Origin of the sequence: Paenibacillus polysaccharolyticus (assembly GCF_900102085.1) — a bacterium.
Classification (GTDB): domain Bacteria; phylum Bacillota; class Bacilli; order Paenibacillales; family Paenibacillaceae; genus Paenibacillus; species Paenibacillus polysaccharolyticus.
Map to the genome: position 1 here is coordinate 81,609 of NZ_FMVM01000022.1, position 21,540 is coordinate 103,148.

Consider the following 21,540-nt stretch of genomic DNA (forward strand, 5'->3'; position numbering starts at 1 on the left):
ATAAAATGGTTTTCAGAAAATTAGAATTAATTAACATAAAGTTAAAATGTTTACTTTCTAATAATTATACCATTGCCTTTTCGGGCTTGTCAAATGGATATTCGAAGACACAATCCGGGGAAAGAGAGGCGCATAACATATGAGTAATGAGCAACAGTGGAACCAGGAACAGGAGCGGGTGAATACCGTGACTGATCAGATTGAGCGCAAAATCGCTACATTGGAAGAAGAGGTAGGCTCCTTCCGTGACGAAGTGGTCGGGATGCGTAAGGATTTCTGGGATGAAGTCACAATGAACTTTAGTGAAGCCGATGATGTCGGGGAGACGTCAACGAGTATGCGGCAACAATCGCAGGTTTTGTCCGATCGTGAACGAAGTCATCTGAATACAGCTGCGGCTTTGGATAAAATGAAACGACTGCATCATTCACCTTATTTCGGACGAATCGATTTCAAGGAGGATGGATATCCGGAATCGGAACGTATCTATCTGGGTATTGCATCCCTGCTGGACGAGAAAGAGGAGTCCTTCCTGATCTACGACTGGCGTGCACCGATCTCCAACCTGTATTATGATGGTGCGCCTGGACCGATCTCTTACCGTACCCCAAGCGGCGAGATTAGTGGAGAGATAGAAATGAAACGTCAATTCGTCATTCGGGATGGGCGTATCCGTTTCATGTTTGATACAGGGGTAACGATCGGAGATCAGTTGCTTCAGGCTGTGCTGAGCCGAACGTCTGATGCACAGATGAAGAGCATTGTGGCAACGATCCAGAAGGAACAGAACCGGATTATTCGTAATGACCGGACGCGTATGCTGATTGTTCAGGGCGCAGCAGGAAGTGGCAAAACCTCTGCCGCTCTCCAGCGAGTCGCTTATCTTCTCTATAAATACCGCGAGCATTTGCAAGCGGATCAGATGGTTCTTTTTTCACCGAACCCGATGTTTAACAGTTATGTATCTACGGTACTTCCAGAGCTTGGGGAAGAGAATATGTTGCAGACGACGTTTCAGGAGTATCTGGAACGCCGTTTGGGACGGGAATATCAGCTTGAAGACCCATTCATCCAGCTGGAATATGTGCTGACAGGAACGGAGGAGCCTGGTTACGATGCACGAATGTCCAGTATACGATTCAAGTCCTCTGCATCATTTTTGAAAGTCATTACACGTTATAAAGAAAGCATGTTAACCGGAGGCATGAAATTCAAGCCAGTTCGTTTTCAGGGTAAGGCGATTGTCGATGCGGAAGCGATGGCAGCGAAATTTTACAGCTTCGGTTCGTCTGTCAAACTTGTTAGCCGCCTGGAACTATTACGCGATTGGTTGCTTAAGGAACTTTCGACGTTTGGTAAAGGTGAACTAGGTGCACCGTGGGTTGATCAGCAGCTTGATCTAATGGAAGCGGAAGATTTGCAGCGCGCTTACCAACGCTTGAAACGTAAACAAAAGGGCAAATCACATACGTTTGATGATTTTCAGCAAGAAAGAGAGATTCTGGCGAGAATGGTGGTCAGTGACCGACTGAAGCCTTTGCGCAAATGGATCAAATCACTGCGTTTTGTGGATGTCCGTCAGTTGTATGCAAACCTGTTCGAGGATCAGGCGCAGATGGTTCGTCTGCTTGACAGAGAACCTTTGCCTGTCCACTGGGAAGAAATCTCGACCATGACGTTACGCAGATTAAAGATCCAGGAGTTGGCTTATGAGGACATTACGCCGTACCTGTATTTGCGCGAACTGTTGCTGGGATTCCATATTAATTCGAACATTCGCCATGTCATTATTGATGAAGCTCAGGATTATTCTGCCTTTCAGCTCGCATTTATGAAAAGACTCTTTCCACACGCGAAAATTACGGCTCTGGGTGACTTTAACCAGGCTATTTACGCCCATTCATCCGTACTCAGCGGCACTGGACCATTAAGTGACTTATATGGGCCAGAGAACACAGAAGTTATTGTGCTGACACGCAGTTACCGCTCTACAATGGAGATTGTGGAATTTACGCGTGGCATGGTTCCTGGTGGGGAGGAGATCATCCCGTTTAACCGAAATGGAGAGAAACCTAAAGTCATCGTGACTTCTGATCCAACGCAGCATGTGCAGCAAATTACGGCAGATCTTCATCATCTGATGCAGGAGGGGTATGAATCCGTAGCGGTCATCTGCAAGACGGCAGAAGAGAGCCAGGAAGTTCACAACCTACTAAGTCAAAAGCTGAATACTGCCCCTAAGCTGATCAAAAAAACAACGCTGGCTTTTGAACAGGGCGTTCATGTGATTCCTGCTTATTTGGCGAAAGGTGTGGAGTTTGACGCAGTCTTAATCTATAATGGCTCCGCTGATGCCTATTCCCGTGAGCAGGAACGTAAGCTATTCTATACCGCCTGTACCCGGGCAATGCATTTACTGCATGTATACTCTTTAGGAAAACCAAGTCCATTTATCACCTCACAGTCAGAAGAGTGGTACGAGATGAAAGATATCCCTGCAACTCGTGTGGAGTAAAAAGAGCACTAATCTCCGAGCGATATGTTGGGGTGAATACTCTTGCAAGATGAGGTCAGCCAGACATGTTCTGGTTGGCCTTTTTTTGTGTATGCTATGAAGAGAAAGTTGCTAACAATAGTGACATGAGCAGACATATCTTAGTTGTTATTGATAAATAAGGTGAATCTCCTTGTGCATGTATTCAATAGATGTAATTTTTCTTTACACACGAAGCTCAGACTCATATAATCGTAACAATCTATTTTTTCGAGCGTTGCATGATGATGGGGAAAAAATTCATTGTATGAGTAACAAATACTTTAATTTTGTGCGCAGGCAACGGAACAGGGAATCTAACGAAGGAGGCAGGTAATTTGAAAACAACAGCTTTTGAGCGGCCGCTGATGGCCGATTGTGTACCGGATCTGGTCGCTACAGCCCGAGGAGATATGAAGGCAACTTTGGTGATTCGGGGCGGTACTTTGGTTAACGTGATATCAGGGGAAATCTTGCCGGATATGTCTGTCGCTGTGCAAGGGGCACGAATTGCGTATGTTGGCAGAGATGTAAGCCATACGATCGGAGAACATACCCGCATTATTGAGGCAGATGGAAAGTATATTGCTCCGGGACTATTAGACGGTCATTGCCATATTGAGAGCACACAGATGAAAGTATCGGAGTTCGCAAGAGCTGTACTGCCTTCCGGTACGACAGGTGGATTCTTTGATCCACATGAAATTTCCAATGTGCTTGGGCTTAAAGGACTGCGGCTCATGCTGGATGAAGCACGTACCACACCGATGGCAGCCTATATGCAAGTAGCTTCATGTGTACCTTCAACTCATCCAGGGCTGGAGACTACAGGAGCTTATATTGGGCCGAAAGAGGTAGCAGAGGCACTATCATGGGGACCGGACATGATCGGCCTTGGTGAAGTGATGAACTTCCCGGGAGTGGTGTACGGGGATGAGACCATGATTGGGGAGATTCAGGCGACTCTGCGCGCTGGCAAAGTGGCTGATGGACATTTTACCTGGGCCTCGGACGACTGGCGTCTGCCTGCTTATGCGGCGAGCGGTGTGACAGGAGATCATGAGTGTGTTACGAAAGAAGATGTAGTGGAGCGCTTGCGGCTGGGGATGTATGCGAAGATGCGGCAGGGTTCTGCATGGCATGATGTCGCGGAGACGATTAAAGCATGTACGGAGCTTGGACTCGATACTCGGCGAATGATGCTGGTAACGGATGATCGCAGCTCGGAATCTTTGCTGAAAGAGGGTCACATGGACTTTGTCGTTCGACTTGCCATTTCTCAGGGCGTGAAGCCGGTAACAGCATTCCAGATGGCTACGATTAATACGGCAGAACGTTTTGGTGTGGCGCGTGATATCGGAGCGGTGATTCCGGGTAACATGGCCGATATTATTTTGTTAGACGGACGCCTTGCGGATGTACGTGTAAGCACAACGATTGCAGCCGGGCAAGTCGTAGCCGAGAACGGTAAAATGACAGCCGTGTGGGACACGTTCACTTATCCTGAGGAAGCGCTCAATACGGTGAAGCTGGAAGCAAACATCCAGCCGCAGGATCTGGAACTGTCTGCACCTGTTGTGGAGGGAACTATAGGCGCACGCATCATCCATGTGACGGAAAATCATGTGGAAACGAAGGAGAAGCATGTGCAAGTGAATGTGCAAGGCGGCAAGGTGGTTCTGCCTGCTGCTGGTGAGGTATGCAAAATTGCCGTGCTGGAACGCCATAAACAAACGGGAAATCGCGCTGTGGCATTGGTTGGCGGGATCGGGTTCACTTCGCCAGCAGCTATAGCCATGACGGTAGCCCATGACAGCCACAATCTGTTAATCATCGGAAACGATGATGCACTTATGGCAGAGGCCGGTAATCGTGTCATTCGTATGCAGGGTGGTGTAGCTGTTGTAACAGATGCGGGTGTAACCGAGTTTCCTCTTCGGATCGCGGGACTGATGTCGGTGGAGCCCTTCGAAGTGGTAGCGGAACAATCGGCAGCAATCAGTGAAGCACTGCAATCGGCAGGATGTACGTTGAACAATGCGTTTATGACCTTATCGCTACTCGCGCTGGTGGTTATTCCTGAACTGCGTTTGTCTGACATCGGACTGGTACGCATCTCTGCAGAGGGCATTGAACGGGTCTCTTTGTTTGATGAAACGAATGTGGATTAAGCAGATAAAGCAAAGGAAAAGCATCAAATGAGAGTATATCGAGTAATAAATATCAATGTTTCATTGCAAGCCTCGCCGCCTTCGGGCGGTTTTTTGTTTTGGAGAAGAAAACGCTTCCTAGGTCTACAGAATCGAAGTATTAAAAGGAAATATAGACTGAAGTCGTAACTGAAATTCTGATTTTTTACATATAACATTAAATTTTGTGACTTTTGGACTATATATTCAGAACTGTGAATTCCCGAAATAAGTTATATGATTCTTTCGTCGTGAGTCTTAAAGGTGATGTTGCGTATAAAAGCAGTTTAAATTCATGGAACTTCCGTAATGATGCAAAAAATGAATCCTAAACGACATCCTTTCACCCGGATTTATACGTAAGAGCTGCCATAACTTCAAGGGAGTGTACAAATATGAAAACCAAAAAAGAATTTCGTTTTATTCTGCTGATGAGTTGTCTGGTACTGTGTTTAAGCACAGCCTGTTCTACCCGAGTGGATGCGGTAGGTTCGGTAGAACCGGTAGACAGTTATGCCACAATACATGGCAAGCTGGATCGGCCTGTGCGGGGGACGTGGGTGTGGGATACGACTCAAATCCGGAATAATGCGCAGGATATTTTAAGTTTTGCTAAGGCCAACAACATTAATACGATCTATCTGCAGATGAACCGGGACATTAAAATCCCTGAATATAAGAACTTTATCCGTCTTGCACGGACTCAAAATATCGCTGTGGATATCATGGACGGACGTTCCGCTTGGGGACTGACTGAAAGCAGGGAACAGATAGCTTCCTTTATGGACTGGATTGAAGCTTATCAAGCACAGGCACTGGCTAACGAGAAATTTGCAGGTATTCATCTGGACATTGAACCTCATGTGCATCCGCAGTGGAAGATCAATCAAGCCAGCGTCATTACGCAGTGGCAGGGAAATGTGAATTATATTATAGACCGTGCTGCGCGTATGAAGATGCCTGTGGCCGCTGATCTGCCGTTCTGGCTGGACAATTACAAAATTCCGGGTTCAACGATGGCTGTGAGTAGCTGGATGATCCGCAAATTTGATTCCATTACGATTATGGCTTATCGGGATACAGCTGCTGCTATCTACAATGTGGCAAAGGATGAACTTATCGATGCGGCCTCTGTAGGTAAGAAAATATCGATTGCGGTGGAAACGAAGCAAAGCAAGGAAGGCGACTTCATTACCTTTTACGAAGAGGGGGACGCCTACATGGAAGAACAGTTGAAGCTGGTAGAGAAATTGGCGAGTGCCCACACTTCCTTTAATGGTTTTTCCGTACATGAGTATTCTTCATGGAAGACGTTAAGAAAGTAGAGCAAGCCACCAAATCATAGAGGTAACGTAACTAAAAGGTGCTTGCAGCTTACGTGCTGAAGGCACCTTTTTGTTGACCTTGTAAACATATATTCTATCAAAAACTCATCAATGGTAACCGCCCGATGTGATTCATTCCTTTTTTATACCAGCAAAGTCTCTGTAAACGTAACAGGCACCAGTGTCATATTTTCGGAAAATATTTTACGATACTGAGAAGGTGTTGTGTTCTTGTGTTTCTTAAAGGTAGTAATGAAGTAACTCAGATGTTCGAATCCAACATCCATAGCGATATCAACAATCTTATGATCCGTATTCTCCAGCTGTGCGCAGGCCTGCTGAACCCGATAATAATTGATGTAATCGACAGGGCTCTTCTGCACCAACTTTTTGAAAAAACGACAGAAATGTCCCTCGCTCATATTGGCTTCATCCGCCAGGTCTTTCAGCTTCAGCGGTTCAGGATAATGCTTATGAATGTAGCTGAGCACTAATTTTAGACGCTCCATCTTATCCGGTGTGCCCCCGTTAACTGAGCTTTTGAGCGGAAGCACCTTCCGCTGTTCAAACATGCGAGCAAGCATGAGATAAAGATAGGCTTTCGTGGATATCTCACAGGTGTCTGTCCCGCTCGCGTGATCTGCGAAGATGCGTTTCAGATAGGCCAGAACTTCTGAACCCCAAGCTTCATCAGCTGTGATGTGATAGGGGAGCTGTATACTTTTTCGCAAAATAGGTCCAATAAACTTCTCCTGCACCGCATCAAACGTATGACTACCGAGCAGATCCGAATGAAACACAATGGAAGAAAATATACAAGGCTCATCGCCCATCAGATATCCTGCATGAATCTCACCTCGATGAATAAAAACAGCCTCTCCGGCCTTCACCTCAACCCGGTTCATGTCAATTTGAAACACAGCAGAGCCTTGCGTCACCATCGTAAACTCCATCTCATCATGCCAATGGCAATCGAGAATGCTGTCCCCATTTAATTGCTGAATATCGGGGTACACACTGACCGGATACATGGCATTGCCGTGGATTCGATCTTCGCGTAAATGTTCCCGTTCCATCATGGAACCTCCTTATGCATATAAATAGATGTAATCGTTTGCAAATTATTATAGGAATTCGTCAGAATTACGTTTGAAATATCAAAATACTGATATAAATGATCAAAATCCAAGAAGAAAATCGTCATTAATATCAATATCATTATAGTATAACCGAAGGAGGTAATCCAAGATGAAATTTACCGATGGCTACTGGCAGATCCGTGATGGATATCATGTTCAAAATCCGGCGGATATTCGAGATATTGTACAAAAGGGTGATTCCTTTACTGTATATGCAGCAACGAAACGCATTGAGCGCAAAGGCGATACACTGAACGGAACGTTGCTTAAAGCAACCTACAGCTCCCCGATGCCGGATGTCATTCGTGTGCAATTGAACCACCATAAGGGCAAAGTTAATCCAGGCCCCGAGTTTGCACTGAACACGCTAAATACCGATGTGCAAATTGCGCAGGATGAGAACGGTGCAGAGCTGAAAAGCGGAAACCTTCGTGTGACCGTGAACAAAACAAAAGGCTGGGATATCGGCTTCCATTATAATGAAAAACGCCTGACAGGAAGCGGCTGGAGAGGCCCAGCGTACATTGAGTCAGCATCAGAAGGTACGTTCTTCCGGGAACAACTGGAGCTGGGTGTGGGCGAGTATGTCTATGGCCTTGGTGAACGATTCACCCCGTTTGTGAAAAATGGCCAGGTTGTGGATATCTGGAATGAGGATGGCGGTACAAGCAGTGAACAGGCGTACAAGAACATTCCGTTTTATCTGTCGAACAAAGGATACGGTGTATTCGTCAATCATCCTGAGAAGGTATCCTACGAGATCGCTTCCGAGAATGTATCGAAAGTGCAGTTCAGTGTTCAGGGTGAGACGCTGGAATATTTCATTATCGGCGGTGCTAATCCGAAAGAGGTGCTGGATAACTACACTAAGCTCACGGGTAAACCGGCTCTGCCGCCGGCATGGACATTTGGTTTGTGGCTGACGACATCGTTTACGACAGATTATGATGAAGCGACCGTTAATCATTTTGTTGATGGCATGGCTGATCGTGATCTGCCACTATCCGTATTCCACTTCGACTGCTTCTGGATGAAGGAATATCAATGGTGTAATTTTGAATGGGACAAAGATATGTTCCCTGATCCGGAAGGCATGTTGAGACGGTTGAAGGACAAGGGACTCAAAATCTGTGCGTGGATTAACCCGTATATTGCCGAGAAATCCATTCTGTTCGATGAAGGTATGGAAAAAGGTTATCTTGTCAAGACAGCCGATGGCAGTGTATGGCAGTGGGATAAATGGCAGGCGGGCATGGGCCTTGTAGATTTCACCAATCCTGAGGCGACTGCATGGTACAAAGACAAGCTGAAAGGTTTGATTGACCAGGGCGTGGACTGCTTCAAGACCGACTTTGGCGAAAGAATTCCGACCGATGTTGTGTATTATGACGGTTCCGATCCGGTGAAAATGCACAACTATTATACCTTCTTATACAACAAAGCGGTATTTGATGTACTTGAAGAAAACCTGGGCAAAAACGAAGCCGCTCTATTTGCCCGCTCAGCAACCGTAGGTGGTCAACAATTCCCCGTACACTGGGGTGGCGATTGCTCGTCCAACTATTCGTCCATGGCAGAATCACTGCGCGGTGGATTGTCGCTCGGTCTTTCCGGGTTTGGCTTCTGGAGCCATGACATCAGCGGTTTTGAAGCCACAGCCGAGCCTGATGTATACAAACGTTGGGTACAGTTCGGGTTACTCTCTTCACACAGCCGCCTGCACGGTAACGAATCGTATCGTGTGCCTTGGTTGTTCGATGAAGAGGCTGTCGATGTTGTGCGTGACTTTACGAAGCTGAAGCTTAGTCTGATGCCGTACCTGTTTAATTCCGCGGTAGAGTCCTCTGTACAAGGATTGCCAATGATGCGGGCGATGGTGCTGGAATATCCAGATGATCCGACTTGTGCGACACTTGACTTACAGTACATGTTCGGAGATTCTATCCTGGTTGCACCGATCTTTAACAAAGAAGGTAACGTTCGTTATTACCTGCCAGAAGGTACATGGACCAATTATCTGACAGGGGTAAAAGTTCAAGGTGGGCGCTGGATCAGTGAAAATCATGACTTCAAAACACTGCCAATGATGATCAGACCGAACAGTTTGATCGCGGTAGGTGCGATAGACAGCAAGCCGGATTATGATTTTGCGGACAACGTATCTTTGCATTTGTTTGAACTTGCCGACGGGCAGACAGCGCAAGCGGTTGTTGTAAATCAAAGTGCTGAGCGTGAGTTGCAAGTGACCGTCACACGTAAAGGTTCGAAGCTGGAAGTTCGTGCTGAAGGTGCAGGCAAGCCATGGAAAATCGTGCTTCGGGGCATTGATTCCGTATCCAACGTGGATGGCGGATCACAAGAAGCTGGCGAGCAAGGCATCATCGTAACGGCATCAGCAGGTGCAAGCCAACTTACAATTGAGCTGTAACATGTTAGAATAGACCATAAAGGGACGGTGCCTGAAGGCGCCGTCTGTTTGTTTATTTATACGAAATAAATGGATAGTTCCTTCAAGGAGAGAACGGAAAGAGGGAGACAATACAATATGGCACACCAACACTCAGATAACCAACAGCATCCGAATCAGAACCAACACCAACACCAACACCAACACCAACACCAACACTCGGGCTTACATAGCCCAATATCAGCAGAAGTTTTGCATGCACTGGTACATCGACATTTTGGAGATAAAGTTGTCGTAAAACAGTTCGGACTGCTGCAGGGTGGTTTGTTTAACACGACGTATCGCATCCAACTGGAGCATACGGCGATTACGGACGTCATTTTGCGCCTTGCACCGGAGGGTATACAACCACTGCAACTGGCAAACGAAAAGGGTGAGCAACTAACCGAGCGTGATCCGTTATTTTCATTTGAACGCACAATGATGGCCTCGGAACCTGTCGTCTATGAGCATTACCGTAAGGCAGGTATTCCTGCACCGGAAGTACTGGCTTGTGATGACAGCGCTCAGGATGTTCCGCGAACCTATATGTTTATGGCGTTTATCCCAAGCGTGCAGCTTGATGATGCGTCTATCGAAGAGAAAGACAAAAATCATTTGTATACCCAATTAGGCTTGTACACAGCCACCATGCATCGGATCGAAGGAGCATTATTCGGTTGGCCTCAGGCGGATGGCACGATTCGCGGATCGGAGCACTGGTCTGAGGTGTTGATAGCTATCGCTGATGAAACAAGCAAAAAAGCGGCCCTAGTAGGGTTTATGCCTGGCATAGGCGAAAAGATTACGGCAATCTTCAAGCAAAATAAAGCTCTTTTTGATCAAATTAAACAACCTGTGCTTGTCCATAATGACCTATGGGCAGCAAATGTGCTTGTGCACGGTAAACAAGGGGGAATGAGCATTGCCGCTGTTATTGATGGAGATCGCTCGATGTTCGCCGATCGGGAATACGAGGCCATCCTCAACACGGATTCTGCCGCATTTCACGCAGGTTACGGCCGTTCCCTTGAATCCTCACCAGAAGGGCAAGCACGCCGGCTTGCGTATCGTCTATTGTCCTCATACTTTAACGCCTACGTTCATCAGCATCAGGTAGACCAACCGGAAGATGGCCGAATATTTGAGGAGCGTACGTTGGATTTGTTGGAAAAGTGGAAGATCGAACAATTCCGCTAATGGAACCTATCCATTTTGACATATGCTGAATAATCGCCCCCGGATTAACCAACAATAACGCTGTTGTGTGTAGAATCTGCGAAGGTGGTTAGGGTATGTCTGATAAAAAGTGGGACCTTGTCGCACTTGCTTCCATCCCTGTTATTATGACACTGGGGAACTCCATGCTTATACCGATTTTGCCACAGATTGAACGGGAATTGAAGGTATCTTCATTCAAGGTCAGTATGCTAATAACGGTATATGCTGTAGTGGCCATCTTGCTCATTCCATTGGCAGGATATTTATCGGATCGATTCGGCAGGAAAGCCGTGATTATTCCCAGTCTTGTCATTGCAGCAGCCGGAGGTGCAGTGGCCGGGATTGCCGCATGGTTCATGAGCGGTAATATCGCCTATTGGACGATTCTTGGGGGAAGGTTTTTGCAGGGAGTGGGTGCAGCAGGCGCATTTCCGATTGTCATCCCTCTTGTTGGAGATATGTTCAAGAATGAAGATGAGGTTAGCAAAAGTCTGGGTATTATTGAAACTTCAAACACCTTTGGCAAAGTGCTTAGTCCGATTCTAGGTGCTGCGCTGGCGGTGTGGTTGTGGTATTCGCCGTTTTTAGCGATTCCAGTACTATGCCTCATTTCACTTGTGCTCGTAGTATTTTTGGTGAAAACACCGAAGAGGAAGGAAAAACCGCCTACATTTTCGGAATTTGTTGCTTCTATCCGTGACGTTCTCAAAGTAAAGGGACGCTGGTTGTACGCTTTGTTTGCGATCGGTGGAATTTGTATGTTTCTTATTTTTGGCGTCCTATATTATCTTTCTGAGACGCTGGAGAGTGAGTTTGCGCTCAAAGGTGTAGTCAAAGGACTGGTTTTGGCCATCCCTTTGGCATCGTTATGTCTGGCTTCGTTTTTGGCAGGCAAGTGGATTGGTAAAAATAAATCACGCATGAAATGGCTCGGTTTTGCCGGACTAGCTTTGGTAACGGTATCGCTGGGGGTCATCGGCATGTTCGATAATATTTACGTTGTGGTGGGATTGTTCACCCTAGGGAGTGCGGGTATTGGTGCTGCACTGCCATGCCTCGACACGTTGATTACAGAAGGTGTAGACAAAAAGCAACGTGGTACCATTACGGCCCTGTTCAGTAGCATGCGTTTTATCGGCGTATCGCTCGGTCCACCCGTTGTTTCTTTGTTGATTGGTTCTCACCATTTTTTGCTTTTTGGCATTCTGGCTGCGTCAGGTGCTGTCGGAGGTCTGCTCACATTACTGGCGGTTAAACCAGAGAAAAAAGGCGAGCCTACTTCTGGCAGTGATGAGAAGCAAGATGATCAGGAGAAGCAGGACGAAGAAGACAAGCACGGTTATAAAGAGAAGCAAGACGGTCAAGACAAGCTAGGCAAAAGGCGTGTGCAAGAAAGTGAAACCGACCAAGGATACAGACCTTCGCCACTGCGCCGCAAAAAAAGTCCTTACTGATGGGTGAATGGAATGCTCCCTTACGTTAAAGGGAAACCTGAACCTGAAAACGCGTTTACGTCTCAGAAAGCAGCGTAGCTGCTTGCCAGATGTAAACGCGTTTTTTGTACTGACAACGTCACAGGTGATATTGTCAGTGTGGATATTTTTATGAACACCCATGTTAAGGTAAGACCTCAGTAAATACATATTATGAAGGAAAACGTAATTATCTATTAGTTTCTTTTATCAGGTGCTACCTGCACATCATTCGTATCATGTGAAGCAGCGCTATCCGTTGCCGTGATATGTGTATGGGATAACAGCGGATGCGTTTCGATCTGGAAACTGCCACTTCGTTTACCCTGAATCAGATAGATCAGCAGGAACAATGCCATAAATAAAACAGAGTAGCGGTACATTTCCGTATAACTTGTCAAGGAAGCGATAGCGCCAAGCAGAAGTGCACCCGTAGCAATACCAAAATCAAGTGTGTTCAAAAACATCCCGTTCGCCATCCCCCTTTGAGCAGGGGCGACGACTTGAATCATCCAGGTCTGTATGGATGACTGCATAGAGCCATATCCAATACCATAGATAAAAGCAGCAACAAACAAGATGGGCATCGTCGTTGCCCAGGAAAGCGTGACAAGTCCAAGTGCGATGCATATTGCCCCAGGAATCAATAAAGCTTTAGGACCCTTACTATCGTAAATTCGACCTGCGAACGGTCTGACGATTAGAACAGCCAGTGCATTAAACAGGAAGAACAGCGCTGGGTTAGCGAGATGCGCTTCTTTGCCATACAAAACGATAAATCCAACCAATCCGCCGTAGGTAATAGACAGCAAACCGTTCAGCACACTTGGAAGGATCAGTTTCCGATTAAACGGAGCCTTTTCTTTAGAACCCGGTTTTGCTCCTGAAACAGATGCAACATCGCGAGTAGCTTGCTCTTGATGTGACGGTTGCATCGAAATAGCCTGCGGCGTCTTTTTTTTGGCTACTTTTTTACGTGTCAGGCTGTAACTGAGTGGATAGATCACAGCAATCACTCCGGCTGTACTGAGCATAAGGGTGACAAACCCAGCTCCTTGTAGCAAAGTGACACCGATAATCGGCCCCATGGACATCGCCAGACTGGTGGACAATCCAAAGTAACCCATGCCTTCGCCCATTCGTTTGACGGGTACAATATCAGATGCCATGGTTGGAAATGCAGTGCTGCTTAGTCCGAATCCAACCCCAAACACCATGCGGAGCAGAAGCAGAACAGCGATACCCGCAGCAAAATAATAGCCAAGCGTAGCAAGCAGGGCTACAGACAAGCCAATATAGATCATCGCATTACGAAAACCTTTCTCAAGCGCTTTCGCAGAAAAGAGTCGTGCTACGATGGCACTTAATGCAAACAGGCAGGTGAAAAGGCTGACTTGAAATGCATTGGCATGGAATCGATCCTGTACATAGGAAGGTAATGGTGAAACGATCATGTGTAGCTGCAGAAATAATAGAAAATTACACAGCATGAGCAAAATAAAATCGGTCGTCCATAATCGGACAGGTGCAGATTGTTCTTTCATGGTGAAACATTCCCCCTGAGTTGTAATAGTTACAGATTGTGATTAATGAGGGAAAGAGTATGTTTAAATGCTTCCATCTGGTCTTCCGGTATACCTTCAGCAAGTTTTTTATTCATTTCTCTTTCGATTGGAACAAGCACATCAATTAATGCTTTGCCATCTTTGGTAGGATACAGCAGATAGGCTCTACGGTCCTGGTCGCTCGTGCGGCGCTCGACCCAGCCTTTTTTCTCCAGTAAATCGATAATCCGTGCGGTGGTGGGCTGGTCTTTGAACACAAATCCTGCCATTTCTTTCTGATTAACGCCTTCCTTACGTACCACATTAAAAAGCACAGAAAATTGCTCTGTGGTAATATCGTAGGGTTTAAATTGTGCCGCTAGAAGGGCAGATGTTTTGCGGTGGGTGAGTCCGAGCATAAATCCGACGGACTGCTCCAGAGAATAATCCATGAATTGATGAACCTCGCTTCCGTAGAAAATGTCTCTAAAATTCATATAGTTGTTATAACAACTATATGTGGAACAAGTATTTTTGTCAAAGGAAATGGTAGTGAAGCAGGAGCGGAGCACATCGATGCAAAACGTTAAAATTCCTGCTAGAATAGGGATGAAACGGCTTCCAAAGTAATAAAAAATTTGTTATGTAAGGAGCGTTTAATCATGCTGAAAAATATTCCTGCGATCCTTCCGCCAGAGTTGCTTAAACTGATGTCCGAAATGGGACATGGGGATGAACTTGTGCTAACGGATGCGAACTTCCCTGCTGCCAGTCATGCTGAACGTTTAGTACGCTGTGATGGCATAGGCACTGTGCAGCTATTGGAAGCTATATTACAGCTATTTCCGCTAGACACCTATGTAGAGCGACCAGCCGCTGTCATGCAGGTGGTTAAAGGCGACCCGGTCATTCCGATCATCTGGGAAGATTATCGGCGGTTAATCGAGGAATACGAGGATATGAGCGAAGCACTCGAATACGAGGATCGTTTTGATTTTTATGATCGTGCTGCCAAAGCGTATGTCATTGTTGCAACGGGTGAACGTGCTCAGTATGCAAACCTCATTTTAAAAAAGGGAGTTATTTTCCCTGAACCAGGACATGTTCAAGAGCGGATGAATTCAGAAATCTATTAAAATTATATCGTTATGGCGACGGAGCTGACGAGGCTTTCGTCGCTTTTTTACGATTACCTGATCGGAGCCAGTAGACGGCAACATATACAATGGGCATGGATTCCACAAGCAGGGTGAAAGCCGGTATGGCGTAGGAACGGATTGCAAGCTCGTAGGCAGCTGCATCTCTGGCATATTGCATCACAATGACGGCAGCCGTCCCTGCAATAATAAACGTAAGGGACTTGTGTTGCCGTACACCGCTGATGCTGGATAGACAGACCGAGGAGACGTATAACAGAAAGGAGCTGCGTGTAAACATCGTTGTTGACCAGATGGCGATCAGAACAGGATCAAGGTTGTCCAGAAAATCACCGTATCGTGCAAAACGGACCAATTCCAGTAAAGGATACCTTAGACTCGCTGCCACATAAGGACCGAAATTCATCAGGATAAAGACCCAGAAGAACAGAATAAAGATGACAACAGTGCACCCTGCCCATACCATGCTTGTAAACATGGGACGCCTGAATGCGACAGCAGGAGCGAGGAATAGAAATAGCATCCATTCAGAGAACCACGGCATAGTGGAGATAGAGCCCATTAAAATTTCGGGCCAGTCATGATGAGTTGCCATAGCTATCAAGATTTCCGGGTTACCTCCGCCTCCCACAGAGGGCATTAACAAGGATGAGGTGAGAAGCTGAACCAGAAATATGCCCTCAGATATAAAAACGATCGCAACCAGTCCTGAACGTGCTGTCAAACAAATACATAGAAGAGTGATGGAGGACGTTAGCCAGATCGGTGTCTGGGGCAAGTACATGGATTGCAAAAAGATGATGAAGTTCTCCACATCAATGGAGAGCAGATACAGACATAACAGCGCGATTAAGCTGGTAAAAAAACGATGCATCATTTTGCCGACCACCTCTTCACCATAGGAGAGCCAAGCTCGGTCAGGGTAGAGTGAGCCCAAACGATACGTGAACATGAGGAGGATCAAACTAATAAGGAACCCACCAATGGTTGAAATCCAGCCTTGATATCCGCTCATTTTGAACAATCGCTGCAGAAGAAAAGCCACAGGCTCGGAGTACAGGTACACAAACATAAAACGGTATGCCTGTCCGGAGGTAAGGTGATTCACGGCTGTTTCCCCTTTCTTTATAACATGAGATGATCAACCCATCCGAATAACAGCAACAGTACCTGATTGGGATTGGGCCAGGTCGGCCAAATCAATGCCAGTGTGTTCCAAGCGAGGAACAGCGTAAGTACGGCAAAATAGGATCGTTTTATGGATTTTTTACTCGTTTTAACAGCAGGCCAATCCAGTAAATATAGGCCCGCGAAGAGCAAGACAGCAAACACAAGATCAAACCTCCTTGAAAGAGCCCAGACAGCTGTACATTTTAGATTCTAGAAACTGGACTCTGAGCCGACAAACTGGATGTCGACAGCGGTATGCACATCAAACTGCAGTTCATTCTTAACATACTGGTTCCAGACAGGACGAAGTTTTTTCCAAGTTGCAGGATGCCTCCATTCAAGCCGATATCCGAGCGAAAGGATATCCGCCCCATGACGCTTCGCCTTATGCAGCGCAGAGGTTAGAGAAGCAGTGATCTGTTCATTGACGGCTTGTTCGATATCCTTAACACTGAGGACATCTTTTACTTTTAATACGGGAATCACGGAGATCAATTCAGCCTTCCCTGTAAGATGAATGGTGAAAAAGGGCTCGCCATTCCGGAGCTCAGCTTGTATCTTGGACTTCATATCAAACAGTGACATACTAGCCTTTTGTTTGCGTGTACGCACGGATAGTGTCAATGTATCCAGTTTCTCTGAAGCCCAGGCCACCCCGCGAGCCTCTTGCTCTGTCAGCGTATCAACCATTCGCATCTGCCTGAAAACAGCGCCACCAATCTGGCTGACCCACTTTTTAGTTTCGCCTTCTTCGCTCGCCATAGGTTTTATCCGGGAGTCTAACATGGAGGCGGCAAATCCTTGATTCATTTTGTCAGCGGCAAGGATGTTCAGCATCTGTGTCTTTAACAAATTTTCCTCGGTGGAAAACTCCCGTAACACATCGCTGGGGGTTTCCTCAAAAACAGGTGTCAAATCGGAGATGTCTTTGGCTTTGCCTTGGGCAACCATGGCGTAACTGCTTAGATGAAAGAGTGGCTGGCGTGAAATCCAGGCCATCGTGTCATCAATTCCCTCCCGTGCATAATCTTGTCCAAAGACAATTACACGAGTATGCCCCCATGAAATTTTCCGCGTTAAATCTGTCTGAATTTTCTCGATAGCATCAGCAATGGTGGGCGCAGTTGCGGAAACCGATGCATAAGGAGCTTTACCTGTTCCGCTTCCTTCGGGAGATAGACGATTGGGCAGGGGCATGCTTAGCGTGACCTCGATCTCCCCTGGATTGTCTGTGGTATCAACAAAAAGAGTGGTTATAAAGGTGCGCTCATTAATTTCTACTTTGGACCAGCATCCGGTGCAGACGATGCAAAACATGCAGATTAGTCCAAGTTTTAGTGACCACTGCTGGATATTCGTATCTTTCGCAGCCCTGATGTTTCTCATGTCGTATCCTGCCGTGGTTCATTATCCGGTGTGTAAGCCTGGGTTCTTTTTTTCATGCCGAACCAAGGGACACGAATAAATGTATCTTTGAGATCTCGCAAGACGAAAGGAGCAAAGGGCTGCATATAGGGAACGCCGAACGAGCGAAGACTCACCATGTACCAGTAGATCAGGTAGACAGAGATGACCACCCCGAACAAACCAAGGGTACCGCCCATAAGCAACACTGGAAAACGCAGTAACCTGAAAGCTAGCCCGAGCTCGAAATGCGGAATGATAAACGAGGCGATGCCCGTAATCGAAACGATAATGACTAGAGGTGCAGAGACAATGCCCGCCTGAACAGCGGCCTGTCCCACCACGATTCCGCCAATAATGGACACCGTTTGCCCCAGTGGTTTTGGAATACGTATTCCGGCCTCCCGCAGCCCTTCAAACGTAATTTCCATCAGAAGTGCTTCAACCAGCGCCGGGAACGGGATATTCTCTCTAGCCGATGCAATGGTAATTAACAAGTTGGTGGGGATGATCTCCGGATGAAAAGTCGTGACCGCCACATAGGCTGAGGGTAGCAAGAAAGCGACGATGGCAAACAATAAACGAATCAGCCGAATAAACGTAGCGGAATGAAACCGCTGATAATAGTCCTCGGATGATTGCATCAGAGAGAAGAACGTAACCGGAATAAGCAGGGAGAATGGAGTACCATCCTGCATTACAGCGATCCGTCCTTCAACCAAAGCGGCCGCAACCGAGTCGGGCCGTTCCGTATATTGATATTGTGGAAAAGGAGAGAGCGGATGATCTTCAAGGAATTCAGAGAGGTAACTCACGCCCAGACTACTATCCATGTTGATTTCACCTAGACTCGTCAATACATTTTCCAAAATATCAGGTTTGCACAGTCCTTGAATGTAGATTACATATACTTCAGTTTTTGTATATTTTCCGATGCTGAATTGAATCATCTTGAGATCAGGATGTTTGATCTTGTGACGTAACAGCGACATGTTTACTTGGATATCTTCGATAAAAGCTTCTTGCGGGCCAACGACAACGACTTCATTGGTGGATTCGGGAACAGAACGTTTTTGATAGCTAGGTATAGAAAAAACAAGCATGCTTGACATGCCTTCCAGCCACAGTGCAACATTCCCGGAAACAAGGTCATTCACAACAAGTTCCGCAGTATCCGCGAGCCTATTTTCGATTGAAAAAAAAGTCCCGCTTACGATCTGGCCGATTAAGTCGGAGTCGACCTCGGTTCGTACAGCCGCTTCAAGCAATGGTTTGACAATCGCTTCCCGTAGGACCTGGTTATCAATAATGGATTGAATGTAGAGCACGGTACAGGAAACGGGCCCAATCTGAAGTGGCTGGTACACCATATCGGATACACCGATAAGTCTGGACTGTACTTGCAAGAGCATGTTTTCTTTCATAGAGCTTTCCTCCTGACTGCAAGATGAAACAGCATCTGTCAGTGAACAACGATCACTATAGTGTGCAACAATTGGGTAGAAATATACTTTATGCCTGGCATGTTTCGGGAAAGGGGACAATAATGCAAACTTTACTCCTGTTGATGAATGGGGGGAAGGCAGGATTCCTTTTACAATGAACTTAAGGAAGATTTGTTTCGAGGGATGTATTGTGAGTAAAGAATGAAGTGAAAGAAGGGAAAAAAGTACGTGGAAAATACAAAGAGAATGACAATTAAAATTAGACAAGCGACTTTAAATGATATTTCGGAAGTATCGAGGCTTTTTAATGAGTACCGCATATTTTATGGTCAACATTCGGATCTAGAGGCAGCGACCTTTTTCATTAAAGAACGAATGAGTAAGCAAGAATCAATGATTTTTGTTGCTGAGTGTAACGAAGGGAGAGAAGAAGGTTCAGTCGCAGACACAGTCATGGGTTTGGTACAGATTTATCCCAGTTATAGTTCCGTCTCGATGGGACCGATCTGGATTCTCAACGACCTGTTCGTGGACTCAACATATCGGCAGCAGGGGATAGCCCGAAAGCTGATGCAGGCCGTGATGAAGCAAGCGAAGAAACAGCAGATTCTTCGTATTGTACTTTCTACGGCGATCAGCAATCGGCAGGCACAAGCATTATATGAATCCGAAGGATATACACAGGATCAGAGCTTCATGTATTATGAATGTAACGTCGAGCGTGAACATGAATCCTGATTAAAATGCTATAGATCATCTGGTATTGTCGGGATGAGGAGGGATAACCAGATATGATGCAGTGGATTGCGATGATTACGATGTTGATAGATCATATCGGAGCTGTGTTTTTTCCACATGTGGTTGAACTGAGAATCATCGGTCGTATTGCTTTTCCAATCTATGCCTTTGCCGTATTTATCGGCTACAAGCATACACGTAATGTTCAGAAATACATATGGCGGTTATTCTGGATTGCAGTAATTTCCCAAGTTCCGTTTATGGCTGCGTTTAATCATTTTTCACTGAATGTGGTTTGGACCCTGTGGTCGGCACTGCTTGTTCTGCTGGCCCTAGATAAGCTTCCTTCGAAGCTGATTAGTATCCCGATTGCGATCGGGGCGGGATGGGTAATGGAATGGTCACATATGGATTATGGTATGTATGGCCTGCTTCTCGTGCTGTTATTCCGTTATTTCAAAGGGCCGGTGCTGCTTATGGCACATGTTATATTAAATGCCCTTTACCTGATGCTGCACCATAGTTTTCTGCAGATGTACAGCATACTGGCAACGATGGGGATTGCTATTGCACAGTACTACCAGTCAGGTTTCCGTTTGAAAGGACCCCGGTGGATCTGGCGTTATTTCTATCCGGTTCATCTTGCGATCATTGCAATAATCCGCTGGCTATAGTTTTTGTGATGCAAAGATAGCGTATAAAGGGGAACGTTATGATGACGGGCTAGCCATTTTTGACTCATCTTTATGCAAAAAAGCCACTTATCGCCGTAATGATATGCTCCCATCATAGTAGACAGTAGAAAAAACAAAACTTTCTACGTCTACTATGATGGGAGTTTTTTTAATGTCTAAACGAAGTCAGGTGTCCCTTGAAGCGAAACTACGTGCAGTGAAGCAGTGCCTTGGGTTGGGGTCTAGTCCAAACCAGGAAGCCAAGCAATTAGGATGTAGTGCGTATACGATCAGGCAATGGATATGGAAATATAAAGAAGAGGGCTTGTCCGGATTAGTGGAATCAAGAACAAAGCATGCATACTCCAACGAGCTTAAACAAGCTGCCGTGCAGGATGTATTATCTGGACGTTCCTCCATAGAAAAGGCAATCCAAACCTATCATATTTCAAGCCGAAGCGTTTTATCGAGATGGATTTCCAAGTATACTGGGGAGATCGTATGGAAAAACACCCTTCAAGGTAAAGGACGATCTCACATGAAAAATGGACGTAAAACCACATTCGAGGAACGAATCGAAATTGTAAAATATATCCTCTCACATGAACTGGACTATCAGAAAGCGACTGAGAAGTATGATGTGTCTTATTCGCAAGTATATGCATGGGTTCGGAAATATCAAGCAGGTCAAGAAGAGGCTCTCCAAGATCGTCGGGGGCGTAAAAAGCCTGTAGAAGAACTGAGCGAGCAGGAACAACTTAAACTGCGGATCAAGGAACTGGAAGCCCGAAATGAATACCTGGAGATGGAGAATGCCTTCGCAAAAAAGTTGGCAGAGATCGGGCGACGAAAACCACGTTAACCCTGGTCAGGCATGTAGAACGGTATCAAGCGATACAAGAACTACACCGTGAAAAGGGATACGCTATTGCGGCATTATGTGTGTTAGCTGATGTAGCACGATCTTCCTATTACAAATGGTTAAAATGGATACCTTCTGCCAGAGAACGTGAAGTGCGTATGCTGGCTAAAGAAGTGAAGCGTCGTTATGACAAGCGAGATGGAATTTTGGGCTATCGTCAA

At 46.1% G+C, this 21,540-nt stretch carries 17 protein-coding genes; 10 read left to right on the forward strand and 7 right to left on the reverse strand.

Annotated features, from left to right (window positions below):
* Nucleotides 1-139 precede the first annotated feature (139 nt).
* From helD to BLQ13_RS25015, 3 genes are all read left to right on the forward strand, one after another.
* Nucleotides 140-2,515: an RNA polymerase recycling motor HelD gene (gene helD, locus BLQ13_RS25005; protein WP_090924418.1), complete on the forward strand. Its 2,376-nt coding sequence runs from the start codon at nucleotides 140-142 to the stop codon at nucleotides 2,513-2,515.
* A 386-nt stretch (nucleotides 2,516-2,901) separates the two neighbouring features.
* Nucleotides 2,902-4,704, forward strand: a complete 1,803-nt coding sequence (locus tag BLQ13_RS25010) for an adenine deaminase (protein WP_090924439.1) — start codon at nucleotides 2,902-2,904, stop codon at nucleotides 4,702-4,704.
* A gap of 413 nt (nucleotides 4,705-5,117) precedes the next feature.
* Nucleotides 5,118-6,047, forward strand: coding sequence for a hypothetical protein (locus tag BLQ13_RS25015; protein ID WP_090924419.1), 930 nt, complete (start codon nucleotides 5,118-5,120; stop codon nucleotides 6,045-6,047).
* 143 nt (nucleotides 6,048-6,190) lie between these two features.
* On the opposite strand, the gene BLQ13_RS25020 is transcribed toward BLQ13_RS25015, so the two are convergent.
* The gene (locus BLQ13_RS25020) at nucleotides 6,191-7,126 is read right to left on the reverse strand and encodes a helix-turn-helix domain-containing protein (protein WP_338060895.1); all 936 of its coding nucleotides are present in this window, start codon (nucleotides 7,124-7,126) and stop codon (nucleotides 6,191-6,193) included.
* Nucleotides 7,127-7,295: 169 nt separating this feature from the next.
* Between BLQ13_RS25020 and yicI the strand changes: the two genes are divergently transcribed.
* From yicI to BLQ13_RS25035, 3 genes are all read left to right on the forward strand, one after another.
* Complete coding sequence (gene yicI / locus BLQ13_RS25025; RefSeq protein WP_090924421.1) at nucleotides 7,296-9,614, forward strand: alpha-xylosidase; 2,319 nt, start codon at nucleotides 7,296-7,298, stop codon at nucleotides 9,612-9,614.
* A 117-nt stretch (nucleotides 9,615-9,731) separates the two neighbouring features.
* Entirely contained in the window at nucleotides 9,732-10,832 is a 1,101-nt protein-coding gene (locus tag BLQ13_RS25030; protein ID WP_167375841.1) for a phosphotransferase family protein, read from the forward strand.
* 95 nt (nucleotides 10,833-10,927) lie between these two features.
* Nucleotides 10,928-12,307, forward strand: a complete 1,380-nt coding sequence (locus tag BLQ13_RS25035; RefSeq protein WP_090924423.1) for a bacillibactin exporter BcbE — start codon at nucleotides 10,928-10,930, stop codon at nucleotides 12,305-12,307.
* Between the two features lie 215 nt (nucleotides 12,308-12,522).
* Here the strand turns inward: BLQ13_RS25035 and BLQ13_RS25040 are convergent, their stop codons facing one another.
* On the reverse strand, nucleotides 12,523-13,869 hold the full coding sequence (locus tag BLQ13_RS25040; RefSeq protein ID WP_090924424.1) for an MFS transporter: 1,347 nt from the start codon (nucleotides 13,867-13,869) through the stop codon (nucleotides 12,523-12,525).
* A gap of 29 nt (nucleotides 13,870-13,898) precedes the next feature.
* The gene (locus tag BLQ13_RS25045) at nucleotides 13,899-14,321 is read right to left on the reverse strand and encodes a MarR family winged helix-turn-helix transcriptional regulator (protein WP_090924425.1); all 423 of its coding nucleotides are present in this window, start codon (nucleotides 14,319-14,321) and stop codon (nucleotides 13,899-13,901) included.
* A gap of 210 nt (nucleotides 14,322-14,531) precedes the next feature.
* Here BLQ13_RS25045 and BLQ13_RS25050 point away from each other — a divergent pair, with 210 nt between their 5' ends.
* Nucleotides 14,532-15,005, forward strand: a complete 474-nt coding sequence (locus tag BLQ13_RS25050; protein ID WP_090924426.1) for an RbsD/FucU family protein — start codon at nucleotides 14,532-14,534, stop codon at nucleotides 15,003-15,005.
* Nucleotides 15,006-15,015: 10 nt separating this feature from the next.
* Here BLQ13_RS25050 and BLQ13_RS25055 read toward each other — a convergent pair whose 3' ends face one another.
* From BLQ13_RS25055 to BLQ13_RS25070, 4 genes are read right to left on the reverse strand one after another with little or no spacing between them, the layout of a single operon-like run.
* Nucleotides 15,016-16,134 (reverse strand): GerAB/ArcD/ProY family transporter, encoded by a 1,119-nt coding sequence (locus tag BLQ13_RS25055; protein WP_090924427.1) that lies wholly within the window; start codon nucleotides 16,132-16,134, stop codon nucleotides 15,016-15,018.
* 17 nt (nucleotides 16,135-16,151) lie between these two features.
* The gene (locus tag BLQ13_RS25060) at nucleotides 16,152-16,358 is read right to left on the reverse strand and encodes a hypothetical protein (RefSeq protein ID WP_090924428.1); all 207 of its coding nucleotides are present in this window, start codon (nucleotides 16,356-16,358) and stop codon (nucleotides 16,152-16,154) included.
* 48 nt (nucleotides 16,359-16,406) lie between these two features.
* Nucleotides 16,407-17,582 carry a Ger(x)C family spore germination protein gene (locus tag BLQ13_RS25065; protein ID WP_090924429.1) on the reverse strand — a complete coding sequence of 392 codons (1,176 nt, stop codon included), beginning with the start codon at nucleotides 17,580-17,582 and terminating at the stop codon, nucleotides 16,407-16,409.
* Nucleotides 17,579-19,024, reverse strand: a complete 1,446-nt coding sequence (locus BLQ13_RS25070) for a spore germination protein (protein WP_090924430.1) — start codon at nucleotides 19,022-19,024, stop codon at nucleotides 17,579-17,581. The genes BLQ13_RS25065 and BLQ13_RS25070 overlap by 4 nt, the downstream gene beginning before the upstream one ends.
* A gap of 267 nt (nucleotides 19,025-19,291) precedes the next feature.
* On the opposite strand from BLQ13_RS25070, the gene BLQ13_RS25075 reads away from it, so the two are divergent.
* The 3 genes from BLQ13_RS25075 (at nucleotide 19,292) to BLQ13_RS25085 (ending at nucleotide 21,319) form a co-directional block, all read left to right on the forward strand.
* Nucleotides 19,292-19,783, forward strand: a complete 492-nt coding sequence (locus BLQ13_RS25075; protein ID WP_090924440.1) for a GNAT family N-acetyltransferase — start codon at nucleotides 19,292-19,294, stop codon at nucleotides 19,781-19,783.
* Between the two features lie 53 nt (nucleotides 19,784-19,836).
* Entirely contained in the window at nucleotides 19,837-20,457 is a 621-nt protein-coding gene (locus BLQ13_RS25080; protein WP_244159456.1) for a TraX family protein, read from the forward strand.
* A gap of 172 nt (nucleotides 20,458-20,629) precedes the next feature.
* Nucleotides 20,630-21,319 (forward strand): helix-turn-helix domain-containing protein, encoded by a 690-nt coding sequence (locus BLQ13_RS25085; RefSeq protein ID WP_167375842.1) that lies wholly within the window; start codon nucleotides 20,630-20,632, stop codon nucleotides 21,317-21,319.
* Nucleotides 21,320-21,540: the final 221 nt, after the last annotated feature.

Bases quoted from the DNA above. Each gene is read 5' to 3' on its own strand.
- yicI (WP_090924421.1), top strand. From the start codon at position 7,296: ATGAAATTTACCGATGGCTACTGGCAGATCCGTGATGGATATCATGTT.
- BLQ13_RS25065 (WP_090924429.1), bottom strand. From the start codon at position 17,582: ATGAGAAACATCAGGGCTGCGAAAGATACGAATATCCAGCAGTGGTCA.
- BLQ13_RS25040 (WP_090924424.1), bottom strand. From the start codon at position 13,869: ATGAAAGAACAATCTGCACCTGTCCGATTATGGACGACCGATTTTATT.
- BLQ13_RS25030 (WP_167375841.1), top strand. From the start codon at position 9,732: ATGGCACACCAACACTCAGATAACCAACAGCATCCGAATCAGAACCAA.
- BLQ13_RS25045 (WP_090924425.1), bottom strand. From the start codon at position 14,321: ATGGATTATTCTCTGGAGCAGTCCGTCGGATTTATGCTCGGACTCACC.
- BLQ13_RS25020 (WP_338060895.1), bottom strand. From the start codon at position 7,126: ATGATGGAACGGGAACATTTACGCGAAGATCGAATCCACGGCAATGCC.
- BLQ13_RS25080 (WP_244159456.1), top strand. From the start codon at position 19,837: ATGATGCAGTGGATTGCGATGATTACGATGTTGATAGATCATATCGGA.
- BLQ13_RS25010 (WP_090924439.1), top strand. From the start codon at position 2,902: ATGGCCGATTGTGTACCGGATCTGGTCGCTACAGCCCGAGGAGATATG.
- BLQ13_RS25070 (WP_090924430.1), bottom strand. From the start codon at position 19,024: ATGAAAGAAAACATGCTCTTGCAAGTACAGTCCAGACTTATCGGTGTA.
- helD (WP_090924418.1), top strand. From the start codon at position 140: ATGAGTAATGAGCAACAGTGGAACCAGGAACAGGAGCGGGTGAATACC.
- BLQ13_RS25085 (WP_167375842.1), top strand. From the start codon at position 20,630: ATGTCTAAACGAAGTCAGGTGTCCCTTGAAGCGAAACTACGTGCAGTG.
- BLQ13_RS25015 (WP_090924419.1), top strand. From the start codon at position 5,118: ATGAAAACCAAAAAAGAATTTCGTTTTATTCTGCTGATGAGTTGTCTG.
- BLQ13_RS25050 (WP_090924426.1), top strand. From the start codon at position 14,532: ATGCTGAAAAATATTCCTGCGATCCTTCCGCCAGAGTTGCTTAAACTG.
- BLQ13_RS25075 (WP_090924440.1), top strand. From the start codon at position 19,292: ATGACAATTAAAATTAGACAAGCGACTTTAAATGATATTTCGGAAGTA.
- BLQ13_RS25035 (WP_090924423.1), top strand. From the start codon at position 10,928: ATGTCTGATAAAAAGTGGGACCTTGTCGCACTTGCTTCCATCCCTGTT.